Origin of the sequence: Paenibacillus sp. FSL H7-0716 (genome assembly GCF_038002705.1) — a bacterium.
GTDB classification, from domain to species: Bacteria; Bacillota; Bacilli; order Paenibacillales; family Paenibacillaceae; genus Paenibacillus_AQ; species Paenibacillus_AQ odorifer.
Genome location: NZ_JBBODA010000023.1, coordinates 57204 through 69809, shown reverse-complemented (window position 1 = coordinate 69809; position 12606 = coordinate 57204). Strand labels below are relative to the sequence as shown.

12 protein-coding genes are annotated in these 12606 nt (G+C 48.8%); 1 reads left to right on the top strand and 11 read right to left on the bottom strand.

Annotation, left to right across the window (positions count from 1 at the left end):
- Window positions 1-34 precede the first annotated feature (34 nt).
- From MHH60_RS24020 to MHH60_RS23975, 10 genes are all read right to left on the bottom strand, one after another.
- On the bottom strand, window positions 35-985 hold the full coding sequence (locus tag MHH60_RS24020) for a ribose-phosphate diphosphokinase (protein WP_036687083.1): 951 nt from the start codon (window positions 983-985) through the stop codon (window positions 35-37).
- Between the two features lie 26 nt (window positions 986-1011).
- A complete protein-coding gene (gene hisJ, locus MHH60_RS24015; RefSeq protein WP_076135266.1) occupies window positions 1012-1839 on the bottom strand; it encodes a histidinol-phosphatase HisJ in 828 nt (275 codons plus the stop codon).
- Window positions 1840-1853: 14 nt separating this feature from the next.
- Entirely contained in the window at window positions 1854-2567 is a 714-nt protein-coding gene (hisIE, locus tag MHH60_RS24010) for a bifunctional phosphoribosyl-AMP cyclohydrolase/phosphoribosyl-ATP diphosphatase HisIE (protein ID WP_076135264.1), read from the bottom strand.
- Window positions 2564-3322, bottom strand: coding sequence for an imidazole glycerol phosphate synthase subunit HisF (hisF, locus tag MHH60_RS24005; RefSeq protein ID WP_076101059.1), 759 nt, complete (start codon window positions 3320-3322; stop codon window positions 2564-2566). The genes hisIE and hisF overlap by 4 nt, the downstream gene beginning before the upstream one ends.
- A gap of 922 nt (window positions 3323-4244) precedes the next feature.
- Complete coding sequence (gene hisA, locus MHH60_RS24000) at window positions 4245-4982, bottom strand: 1-(5-phosphoribosyl)-5-[(5-phosphoribosylamino)methylideneamino]imidazole-4-carboxamide isomerase (RefSeq protein WP_076135262.1); 738 nt, start codon at window positions 4980-4982, stop codon at window positions 4245-4247.
- A gap of 42 nt (window positions 4983-5024) precedes the next feature.
- Window positions 5025-5648, bottom strand: coding sequence for an imidazole glycerol phosphate synthase subunit HisH (hisH, locus tag MHH60_RS23995; RefSeq protein ID WP_076135260.1), 624 nt, complete (start codon window positions 5646-5648; stop codon window positions 5025-5027).
- A 1-nt stretch (window position 5649) separates the two neighbouring features.
- Window positions 5650-6258 (bottom strand): imidazoleglycerol-phosphate dehydratase HisB, encoded by a 609-nt coding sequence (gene hisB / locus MHH60_RS23990; protein WP_036687073.1) that lies wholly within the window; start codon window positions 6256-6258, stop codon window positions 5650-5652.
- Window positions 6245-7555 carry a histidinol dehydrogenase gene (gene hisD, locus MHH60_RS23985; protein WP_076135258.1) on the bottom strand — a complete coding sequence of 437 codons (1311 nt, stop codon included), beginning with the start codon at window positions 7553-7555 and terminating at the stop codon, window positions 6245-6247. Before hisD ends, hisB begins: the two co-directional genes overlap by 14 nt.
- A gap of 38 nt (window positions 7556-7593) precedes the next feature.
- On the bottom strand, window positions 7594-8232 hold the full coding sequence (hisG, locus tag MHH60_RS23980) for an ATP phosphoribosyltransferase (RefSeq protein ID WP_036687062.1): 639 nt from the start codon (window positions 8230-8232) through the stop codon (window positions 7594-7596).
- 69 nt (window positions 8233-8301) lie between these two features.
- Entirely contained in the window at window positions 8302-9519 is a 1218-nt protein-coding gene (locus MHH60_RS23975) for an ATP phosphoribosyltransferase regulatory subunit (RefSeq protein ID WP_076135436.1), read from the bottom strand.
- A gap of 280 nt (window positions 9520-9799) precedes the next feature.
- Here MHH60_RS23975 and gntK point away from each other — a divergent pair, with 280 nt between their 5' ends.
- Entirely contained in the window at window positions 9800-11329 is a 1530-nt protein-coding gene (gntK, locus tag MHH60_RS23970) for a gluconokinase (RefSeq protein WP_076135434.1), read from the top strand.
- 71 nt (window positions 11330-11400) lie between these two features.
- Here gntK and MHH60_RS23965 read toward each other — a convergent pair whose 3' ends face one another.
- The gene (locus MHH60_RS23965) at window positions 11401-12558 is read right to left on the bottom strand and encodes an acyltransferase (RefSeq protein ID WP_076135256.1); all 1158 of its coding nucleotides are present in this window, start codon (window positions 12556-12558) and stop codon (window positions 11401-11403) included.
- Window positions 12559-12606 lie beyond the last annotated feature (48 nt).

The following is a 12606-nucleotide window of genomic DNA, read 5'->3' as shown; positions in this document are numbered from 1 at the left end:
ATCTTTTTTGACAAAAAATAAAAAAGACGGGGAATTAAATTCCCGCGTCTCTAAATAGCTTATCGATTGAACCACCCTCAAGGATGATGTGCGTAGCCTGGGCAAGCATCGGTGCAACAGATAATACCGTAAACCGACTTGAATGGTCATCAGGCAGTGCAATAGAATCTGTGGTAACCACTTCCTGAATAGAAGGATGGTCCAGCCGCTGTAGCGCGGGCCCTGAGAACAATCCGTGTGTCGCGCAGACAATACTGTCCTTCGCACCTCTCTCCTTCAGGCCTTCTACCACATTCACAATAGTCGTCCCAGTATCGATCAGATCCTCAATAATGATAGGTGTCCGCCCCTCGACATCACCAATGACATGAGTGATTACCGATTCATTATGGGCTGGGCGCTTCTTGATCATAATGGCAAAAGGTGAATCCAGCTTATTCGCCAGCTTCTCAGCCATAGACGCACGCCCTGCATCCGGGGAAACAATGACCAGATCAGACATTGCCTTGGCTTTCAAATGGCTGCTGATCAAATCGAGTGCAGTCAGATGATCGACCGGAATGTTGAAAAAGCCTTGAATCGCCGCTGCGTGCAAATCGATGGTGATTACGCGGGTTGCTCCAGCGGTCGTCAGCACATCAGCCACCATCTTAGCCGAAATCGGCTCACGAGGTGCGGACTTCCGCTCCTGCCGAGCATATCCATAATACGGCACAATAATGTTCACTGTACGAGCTGAAGCCCGTTTGGCAGCATCTATCATCACCAGCAGCTCCACGAACATCTCATTAATGGGATGCGAAAGGGATTGCACCAAAAATACGTCGCAGTTCCGGATGCTTTCTTCGTAATGCACGTAAATCTCGCCGCTCATGAAGCGGGTCAGCTTTATCTGCCCCAATTCAACACCAAGTCGCTCCGCAATATCAGCCGCTAACTTTGGATTCGACGAACCGGAAAAAATACGTAATTGTTGATGATGCATAATACCCTCCTGCGGATTATAAATTATTATAGTTTGAACTGAACAGTGGTACGGCGGCGTCCCTCAAATACAGCCAGCTCACGAAAACCTGTCTGCCAAAGCATACTGCGCGCCTCTTGCAGCCCATCCCCCAACTTGGCAGGATCATGTGCATCGGAGCCTAATGTCAGCGGTATGCCGAGCTTTAGGGCCTCCTGTAGCAGGTGCTCCGCCGGGAACATCTCAGCGCAAGGCTTCGTAAGTCCGGAAGCATTCAGCTCCATGGCGATTCCGCTATCCGCTATAACCTTTAAGGTCTCTAGCTCCAGCGCCTTCACCTCAGCCTTGCCCTCCGGTGTTTGTGGACCATAACCGAACCGTTTAATAACATCCATATGTCCTATAATATCATATAATCCCGATAACGCCGACTTCTTTACCGCATCGTAATAAAGACGATATACCTCTAGCGCATCTTTGCCTTCCCAACCATGAACCTGGCGGTGATCCGTAATATCCCACTCCCCAAGAAAATGCACAGAACCTATAAGATAATCCCATGGATACGGTGACAAAACCTCGCGGATTTGCTCTTCGTAGCCTTCGATATAATCGGCTTCCAGCCCCACCCGCAGATCTATGACTCCACGGTAACGCTCCTTTAGGGTCAGACACTCCTCCACATAACGAGGCAGCTCAGCCATTGGCATAGCCATTTCAGGATAATAGCTGGCGGGATCTACGTGGATGAGCGGCAAATGGTCGGATAACCCCAGCTGCTGAAGTCCAAGCTCTATCCCGCGCTGTACATACTCCTCAAGCTTACCCACGGCATGGCCACAGCGTTCATGATGCGTGTGGTAATCAATATGCATCACTCAGTCCTCCCTTAGTACTGATCCCGGCGTGGGCGTTCGTGACGGGTACTCAACTCTTCCATAATCTCATCCAGTGGAAGCTTGCGCTCTTGCAGCAATACCAACAGATGATAGATCAGGTCACTGACCTCAAGACGCAGCTCGGCGTTATCTTTATTTTTGGCGGCAATAATAGTCTCGGAGGCTTCCTCGCCTACCTTTTTGAGGATCTTATCCACGCCTTTATCAAACAAATAAGTGGTATACGCGCCTTCCGGGCGTTCCACTTCCCGCTCAGCAATCACACGCTCCAGCTCACCAAGAACAGCAAAGCGCTCGCCATCCGTCAGACTAGACACTGGTTTCGAGGCATCTGTTGTTGGGTTATTCAAAGGAATCTCACGGAAAAAGCATGATGTAGCTCCAGTATGGCAAGCTGGTCCTTCAGGCACAACCTTCACGAGTAGTGTGTCGCTATCACAATCATAGGATATGGAGGTAATAGCTTGTGTGTTGCCTGAGGTACCGCCTTTATGCCAAAGTTCGCTGCGCGAGCGGCTCCAAAACCAAGTCTGACCACTCTCCAGTGAGAGCTGTAACGATTCGGAGTTCATATAAGCAACCATCAGTACCTCTAAACTGCTAGCATCCTGAACAACGGCAGGCACCAGACCCGCTTCATTCCAGCGAATACCTGCCAGAGCTTCTTTTTGGCTTAATGTGGTGTTGTTTTGTATTTCGCTCATCGGATTTCTACCCCTTTTTGCTTCAAATCTGCCTTTAAATCATTAATTGCAATCTCTTTATAGTGAAAAATGGTCGCCGCAAGTCCCGCATCGGCTTTCCCTTCCGTAAATACATCGTAAAAATGCTCCTTCTTCCCAGCGCCGCCAGAAGCAATCACAGGAATACTGAGCAAATCGCATACTGCCGAGGTTAGCTTCAGGTCGAAGCCGTCTTTTGTGCCATCTGCATCCATGCTAGTGAGCAAAATCTCGCCTGCGCCCAGCTTCTCAGCTTCTTTAGCCCAAGCCAGAGCACGGATGCCAGTGGGCTTACGCCCGCCATGAGTGTACACTTCCCATTCACCAAAAGCCTCATTATATTTAGCATCTATCGCTACTACAATACACTGCGAGCCAAATCGGCGAGCCCCCTCCAAAATTAACTGAGGATTAGTGATGGCTGCCGTATTAATGCCGATTTTGTCTGCGCCTGCACGAAGAATCCTTTTCATATCATCAGTTGTAGAGATCCCTCCACCCACTGTAAAAGGAATGGCAATCTCACCAGCGGTCTGCCGCACAACCTCGATCATCGTTGCTCTACCTTCTACGGAAGCCGATATATCGAGAAACACAAGCTCATCTGCACCCTCGCGGTCATACAGCGCCGCTAGCTCTACCGGATCTCCAGCATCACGCAGATTCACAAAGTTAACGCCTTTGACTACCCGTCCATCCTTAACGTCAAGACAGGGGATGATACGTTTTGCTAACATTATGAAATCCCCCTTTCTTTAAAAAGCGTTTCAAGCGCCTAAAGTGTGTCGGTCCCCCTAAAGCCCTCTTAGCCCAGGGGGAGCCCAAGGGCCGCTGCCCTCTGGAAACCTTGATTGTTGACATGGGCGGATCATAACCCATCCGGCTGAACCATAGCCCACACGGCTGAACATGTGCTATGATCGCTAACCCCTTCGTGGCCGCTTCCTTGACCCATAACACCTTCAAGTTCCGCGGTTTTGGCCCTCATCGGGTCGGAAGGGCTCGCGCCACCTGCAAGCCCACGAGTATTTAGTTGCACAACGTGCAGTTATTTTATCAGCCTTTTTGCAAGGTACTCTTTTAACTGCATTTCGTACAACTAAATCTGGGGATGAGCTTATAAATCAACTCATCTCTGAGTTATAGCTGCACGAAATACAACTAAATTAGCTAATCAGCTCTAAATGTGAAAAATAGCTGTATAAAGTACACTTAAATCATCTTCCGAGGAAAAATACCCTTCCCGCCGCCTCATTACGCCTATTGTAGCAGATTGTGCAGCGGGTTTTAGCTCTGTTGCATTTCGTGCAATAGTTTCCTGTAGAACCCACGCAAAAGGAGAGTTTATCCAGTTTTGATTGTACAAAGTGAACCACATTAGCTGGTTGGGTTTGTTGCTTTATTAGTCAGCAGGTTTGTTTTAGCTCTTTTGTTGGTTTGTTGTTAAGCCCATTTGCTGGTTTACTTGTTCGTTTGTTCGTTTGTTCGTTTGTTCGTTTGTTCGTTTAAACTTTTACTAGTTTGCTTCTCTGGGCGTTCATTTAATTATTATTAGTTACTCATTTACTGTTACATCTATTTCTTTTATCCACTGCTCATGGCTTGCTCAACTGTTGTCTTTTTGTTCCTCCGCTCATTAATTAGCTCGTTCGCCCAACGCTATTTCTGCCCAAGCGCTCGCAAAGCTCCAGAAAGATCAATATTGCCCGTGTATAACGCCTTGCCAACAATAGCTCCACCTACACCACTGCCGCTGTGCACGTTCAGACGCAACAGATCATCAAGACTGGTGACTCCGCCGGACGCGATCACAGTTTTACCGCTGGCCTGCGCCATGGACAGGATACCGTCCACGTTCGGCCCCTGCATCATCCCGTCGCGGGAGATGTCGGTGTAAATGAATGTCTCGGCTCCTTTTGCAGCCAATTCCTTGGCAAGAGCTTCAGCACGTACTTCAGAGGTGTTCAGCCAGCCGTGTGTCGCAACATAACCGTTGCGCGCATCAATGCCGATCGCGACTTTATCGCCGTATTTTGCCAATACTTCTTCGGTAAAAGCATGATCATTAATCGCAGCAGTACCGATAATAACGCGGCTAACGCCAAGTCCGAGCAATTTCTCTACGTCCGCAAGATTACGAAGACCGCCGCCCACCTGCACAGGAACGTTAGCATTAGCAGCAATAGCACCGATAATCGCATCGTTCACAGGATGACCCGCCTTCGCACCATCTAAGTCCACCAAATGAATGAACTTTCCACCTTGCTCTTCCCATGATTTTGCCACCTCTAGTGGACTATCATTGTATATCGTTTCCTGATTGTAATCCCCCTGCTGCAGCCTGACGCATTTTCCATCCCGGATATCAATCGCCGGATATACAATAAAAGAAGACATTTGGCGCTCCCCACTTTCGTTACATTATATTTATAGCGTGGCTTACGCCCGCTCTCTCTTAATCTTCAAAAAATTACCCAACAGCTTGATTCCCAGCTCTCCGCTTTTTTCCGGATGGAACTGCATACCAAACACATTATCTTGCCCGACAATAGCTGTAACTGGGTAACCATAATCTGTGACGGCCAGCAGATCACTCTCTTTTGCTACAAGCGCGTGATAAGAGTGGACAAAATACACATGCCCCTCCTCAAGGCCAACAAAAAGCGGATTCTCCGGCTGTCTAAAGCTGAGCTTGTTCCACCCCATATGCGGCACCTTATAGCCATCTCTAGGAGCGAACCGCACCACTGAGCCCGAGAGAATATCTAGCCCCACATGGCTGCCATGCTCTTCGCCGGTGCTAAACAACAGCTGCATGCCAAGACAGATCCCAAGCAGAGGCTGCTCTCCAGCGGCTACCTCTTTGACGACAAGATCCAAACCATTCTCCCGCAAATGCCCCATCGCATCGCCAAATGCACCGACACCTGGCAGAATGACACTATCAGCAGCGAGAATTTGCTCGGCATCACCCGTCACTACACACTCATAACCGAGACGTTCTACCGCCTTACTCACACTGTGCAGGTTGCCCATGCCATAATCGACGATTGCAACAGTCATCCTACAGCACTCCCTTCGTAGAAGGCACGCCCTTCACACGTGGATCAATCAAAGTTGCCTCATCCAGCGCCCGTCCAAGCGCTTTGAATACAGCCTCAATCATGTGGTGTGTGTTAGAACCGTAGTGTACGATAACATGTAACGTAATCCGTGCTTCGAGCGCGAACTTCCACAAGAACTCCTGAACAAGCTCCGTCGAAAAGCTGCCCACCTGCTGTGAAGGATAGGTTGCGCGATATTCAAAGTGCGGGCGATTGCTGATATCGATCACAACCTGCGCCAACGCCTCATCCATCGGTACAAAAACACTCGCATAACGTTTGATTCCTTTTTTATCACCCAGTGCTTCGTGCAGTGCCTGCCCTAGGCAGATCCCAATGTCTTCAACCGTGTGGTGGTCATCAATCTCGATGTCTCCTCGCGCCTGTACAGACAGGTCAAATTGTCCGTGCTTCGTGAACAGATCCAACATATGATTCAGAAAAGGAACATCCGTCTCCAGCTCTGAAACTCCACTTCCATCTACGTTAAGAGACAACTTTATATCCGTCTCGTTTGTTTTACGGCTTAATCCAGCTTGGCGCAGGGCCTGTTCGTTATTGTTCTCCATATCCGTCTCCACCTTTTCCTTCGTTCTTGAGTCGAATTTCAATGGCTCGTGCGTGGCCTTCCAACCCTTCGCGCCGTGCCAGCTCTATAATGGTCTTCCCATCACGCAAGAGTGCTTCCTTACTGTAATAGATCAGACTTGATTTTTTAATAAAATCATCCACATCCACTGGTGATGAGAAACGTGCGGTCCCATTGGTTGGGATAATATGATTTGGCCCGGCAAAATAATCACCCACGGGCTCGGAGCTATACGCTCCCAGGAAGATGGCTCCAGCATTCTCAATGCTGCCTACGAGGCCCATAGGATCTTCGACAACAATCTCCAGATGCTCTGGTGCCAGTCTATTCACTACGGAGATCCCTTCCTCCATAGATTCCACAACAATGACCGCGCCGTAATTCTCTACGGAAGAACGGGCGATCGCCTGACGCGGCAGCTCTTGCAGCTGACGCTCCACTTCGGCCGCCACACGATCCGCCAGGCTCTGCGATGGCGTGACCAGAATCGCCGAGGCCATCTCGTCATGCTCAGCCTGCGAGAGCAGATCCGCTGCGATATAAGCCGGCTCAGCGGTCTCATCTGCCAGCACGACAATTTCGCTTGGACCGGCGATACTGTCGATATCCACGGCGCCATATACCTCGCGTTTAGCCAGCGCAACGTATATGTTGCCGGGCCCACATATTTTATCTACCGGCGCTATGCTCTCCGTACCAAAAGCCAAAGCAGCTACCGCCTGTGCTCCGCCCACACGGTAGATTTCATTCACACCTGCTTCTGCGGCAGCAACCAGGATATAAGGGTCAATCCCTTCTTTGCCGCCGGTGGATGGCGGAGTCACCATGACAATCTCCGGCACACCCGCGATCTGTGCTGGGATCACGTTCATCAGCACCGAAGAGGGATAAGCTGCTTTGCCACCAGGTACATATACCCCTACCCGCTTCAGCGGACGAATAATCTGCCCCAGAATCGTGCCATCCGGCTGCAAGTCCATCCATGAATTCCGTTTCTGTCTGGCATGGAATGCCCGGATATTGGCTGCAGCTGCTTGAATAGCAGATACGAAAGATTGCTCTACTCGGCCATACGCTGCCTGAAGCTCTTCCGGCGTTACCCGCAGTTGATTCGGCGTAAGTGCAACCCGGTCAAATTGCTCCGTATAGCGAAGAAGCGCCGTGTCTCCTTCTTTTTTAATGGCGGCCACAATTTCCTTTACCGCCTGATTTTGCTCTGGCGTACCATACTCCACTTCCCGCTCTAGCTTAAAGTCCTTGCTCGACACAACCTTCATCGCTGGTTCCTCCCTTTACCCCTAACATCTGTTGCCGCCTACCGCAAATTAGGTTGCCCTATAACTGCCTGTAGTCGGTCACACAGTTGCTGTATCTCTTCATTTTTCATCCGATAGCTCACACGATTCGCCACCAGGCGGCTTGTAATTTCGAATATACTCTTCATTTCGATTAATCCATTGTCCCGCAGCGTTTGCCCGGTCTCTACCATATCCACAATACGATCGGCCAGACCAATCAGTGGCGCAAGCTCGATGGATCCATTCAGCTTCACGACCTCGACCTGTTGTCCCTGTTCCCTAAAATACCTTGAAGCTACATTCGGATATTTTGTCGCTACACGCTGCTGAATTCCCGGCTGCCAGTTCGGCAATCCGATGATCGACATCCGGCAGCGGGCAATGCCAAGATCAAGCAGCTCGTATACATCACGATCTTCCTCCAGCAAAACATCCTTGCCCACGATCCCAATATCCGCCACACCATATTCTACATATGTAGGTACATCTACTGGTTTCGCCAATATAAACTCCATCCCTGCCTCAGGCAGCGGAATAACAAGCTTGCGTGATGCCTCACCGTCCGGTGGAATCGGAAGACCTGCCTGGCGGAACAGCTCAGCAGCCTTTTCGTAAATCCGGCCTTTTGGCATAGCCACCTTCAATATCTGTGCCATTGTTAAGTTGCCTCCTTTTCCATCTCCATGCAAAATTTATGTTAATCGCTTTTTGTACTAGCGATATCCTCAGCCATGCTCACTTACAAAAGATACGAATGTATAGATCTCACCGTACCGTACACCCTCTGCTTCGACCGTGTCCGTATCCAAACGCTTCACCGTTTCAAGCTCTTCTGGACCTGCAGCAAGTCTAGTAACGACTGCATGACCCTCTAACCGCAGGCGTGTTGCCTCTTCCAGGCCTTCTTTTCTGCGAATCGCGTCATATTGGATCAAAATAGGCAGTTCTTCCTCTTCGACCACCCCAGTTACACCATCCAGGATGCGATTGGTTTTCAAAGAAAATCCTGTCGATGGGATCGGACGCCCAAACTGTTGCAGCAGATTGTCGTATCTACCACCACTACATACCGGAAATCCTAATTCCGCTGCATAACCTTCAAAAGTCATGCCTGTATAATAGGAAAAGTCCCCAATCATCGTCAGATCAATCAGTACATGCTGTGATACGCCGTAAGAGACCAGCACCTCCCACACCTTGCACAAATGATCAATCGAATGACGCGCGAGCGGATGATTGCTCAGCTCTAGCGCCTGTCCACAAATCTCCTTGCCTCCGCGTAGACGCAGCAGCCCATCCAGTTCGTTCTTCTGCGCTTCTGTAAGATCCAGCCGCCGTAAAGTCTCCCGGAAAGAAACATAGTCTCGGCCCAGCAAATGACTTTTCAGCTCCTCTTGAGCCTCAGGCAGTTCAGGAAGTGCCTCTTGAAATAACCCATTCAGAAAGCCTACATGCCCCATAGCGATCTTAAAAGACTTCACACCCGCGGCTTGCAGCGAAGAAATAGCAAGCGCCACTACCTCCGCATCGGCCTCAGGTGAATCATCACCTACCAGCTCTACACCTGTCTGGAAAAACTCCGCTTCCCGCCCCGCTTCTTCCTCAATGGCACGGAATACATTCGCGTGATATGACAGACGCAATGGCAGTGGCTCATCCTTTAATAGAGAGGCAACAACACGGGCAACCGGGGCAGTCATTTCTGATCGAAGCACCAAAGCCTGACCACGATTGTTAAGTAATTTATAGAGCTTTTGGTCTGACGTAGAGCTAGCCACGCCAACTGTATCGTAATATTCCAACGTTGGAGTCATCATTTGCCGATATCCCCAGCGACTCATGCAATGCAGTACATCGTTCTCAATTTTGCGCAATTTCGTTACGGCCCGGGGCAGATAGTCCCGAACGCCAGACGGCTTCTCAAATCCCTTTGGTTTGGACATCTTCATTGTTCACCTCGTCAGTTATCATTAGATACTGTTTATGTTTACTTTACTATGGTAAAGTGGTAGCAAATTAAAGTATTTTCAATATCGTATCATGTTCACTGCTTTTTCGTCAATCAAACCCTTAGTCGAGCGTTTGGCATTTTCTTTATTTTTGCCTCCCCGCTTATCGAATACTATAATGAGCTAATACGATTGTACTTCATAATTTTGTAATTGGTGTTCTAAAAATATACTTTCACCTAGAAAGAAGGGCTAACGCTTGACTAAATCCTATATGATTGGCGTTGATATTGGTACTACAAGTACAAAGGCAGTTCTCTTCGAGGAGAATGGAGCCATAGTTGCACATGCTAATATGGGTTATCCCTTGCATCAACCCTCCCCTTCTATAGCGGAGCAGGACCCAGAGCAAATCCTACGTGCAGTCTTTCATACCATCTCTAATGTCATGCGGCAAAGCGCCGTAACTCCAGATAAGATTCTATTCGTCTCTTTCAGTTCAGCCATGCACAGTGTCATTGCAATTGATCAACTAGGTAAACCACTTACTGCCTGCATCACTTGGGCTGACAACCGTAGTGCCGGGTCTGCACTTCGCCTGAAGAACGAGTTTAACGGACATGAGTTGTATTTGCGCACAGGAACGCCTATTCATCCTATGTCACCGATTACCAAGCTAATGTGGCTTCGGGATGAGCAGCCTGAGTTGTTCCAACAAGCCTATAAATTCATTTCTATAAAAGAATACATATTCGCTCGGCTGTTCGGCGAATACATCATCGATCATTCCATTGCCTCTTCTACAGGCATGCTCAACCTTGAACTTTTGGAGTGGGATAAAGAGGCCCTGGAGATAGCCCATATTTCACCAGATCAACTCTCACGGCTTGTTCCCACCACAGAGATCATGCAAGGCCTGCTTCCCGGTCTAGCAGAGGAGCTGTTACTGCTCCCGACGACACCTTTTGTCGTAGGAGCCAGCGATGGCGTCTTGTCCAACCTTGGCGTAGGCGCGATTAAACCCGGTGTAGTGGCTGCTACGATTGGAACAAGCGGAGCGATTCGCACCGTAGTGGAACACCCGCTTACTGACCCTAAAGGACGGACCTTCTGTTATAACTTAACCCCAAAACATTGGGTGATCGGAGGGCCCGTTAATAACGGCGGTATGCTGTTCCGCTGGGTACGGGATGAGTTCGCTGCTTCTGAAGTCGAAACCGCCAAACGTCTTGGCATTGACCCTTACGAGGTTCTAACGCGCATCGCGGAACAAGTTCCGGCAGGTAGCGGTGGTCTTCTGTTCCATCCTTACTTAACTGGTGAACGTGCACCGCTGTGGAATCCTGATGCTCGTGGCTCCTTCTTCGGCCTTTCTATGAATCACCATAAGGAGCATATGATTCGCTCGGTACTAGAAGGCGTAATTTTCAATATGTATATGGTTCTGCTGGCTATGGAAGAGCAAATCGGGCGTCCTAGCAAAATTCTGGCCACAGGCGGCTTCGCCCGCTCCTCAGTCTGGCGGCAGATGATGTCTGATATTTTTGATCAAGAGGTCATCATTCCGGAGAGTATCGAAAGCTCCTGCCTCGGAGCAGTAGTGCTTGGTCTTTACGCTACGGGCCGTGTGGACTCCTTCGAGGTTGTATTCGACATGATCGGTTCAACTTACCAGCATGATCCGATTGATGAACATACCAAAGTGTACAAGCAGCTGCTGCCGATTTATATTTCCGTCTACCGTAGTCTTGAAAGCCAGTATCAAGCTATTGCGGAGTTTCAGCGGGAACAAGCTGGAGAATAGACACAAAATAAAAAGCGCCGGTCAACCCGCATATACGGAAGACCGGCGCTTTTATATTACCTAGCAGTAGACTATGCGCTTTTGGAACCTGTTTTTGCTTTCTTTTGTGCGCCTGATCCGAAAATAATCCAAGAAGCAGGCACATACCGGAAGACGAGAGCCACTGCCAGCCATGAAACCAGCAGCGCAACAAGCCATCCTCCAACAATCGCTGCGATGTACGCAAGAGAGCCCCCGTGAAACGGTAATTTTCTATAGAAATACAGCAGCATAGGGTGTAATAGATAAATCCCGAAGGAGCATGCTCCCACGGATACCAAGAGTCTTGTCAGCAAGCTTCGACCCGCTCCATAGAGCAAGAAGGAGATTTGCAACAGCACCACACAAGAGAGCAGCGCATGTAGATTAGAGAAACCCTCATACCATAAGCTGTTGATGACAGTTTTTTTCGTGTAGTTGTTAAACCATAGCTCAACATGAACAACCCCTGCTACAATCCATAACAACCACAACGTAATCCAAACCGGACCTTTACCGGCGCGCCAGCCTTCACGTGAAGGCACTAGCCATTTTTTCAAAGAAGAATAATACACCGCAATCCCAGCACCCAGCAGGAAATACGAGAAATAAGTGATCGCCAGACTCCCCTTGGATAACTGCCAATACCCATGATTGGTCATGTATTTATTCAGCAGCACAAAACCCCACTGTAGTAATAACCCGATCAGCGGCGCCCAAGCCGCCAGATGACGAACCTTTTGCAAACACCACAAAATAAGCGGAAATAACACGTAAAACTGAATAATGATAATAATATAATACAGATGCGTATATGCCGTTCCTGTCCATAAATACTTCCATAGCTTAGAAGCCATCTCCCCCGGAGGTAAGCCCCAAGTATTCCCGGCATTCATTTTTAACGCAAAATACAGCAGTGAAAATACTACATAAGGCACAATAATATAAAGCAGCCTTCTAGAGTAGAACTTTCCTAGCGTTTTGCCACCCAGCGGACGGTCAATATAGTTATAGAAGAGCACGAACCCACTCAAAAATATGAATGAAGGTACGGCGAACTGGCTGAATTTATTAATAAATAAGAACGGATGAAACATGTTTGTGCCTAGTGTCTCCGCCAACGTTCGTGAAGTAGCATGAATAGCCAGCACTGCAAAAATAGCAATCGCCCGAAAAATATCCAGCTGCGGAATTCTTTCTTTTTGTTTCATAATCTTTCCTCCTGTTAAGCTCCGCATCGAAGTGATGCCTTTTTAATC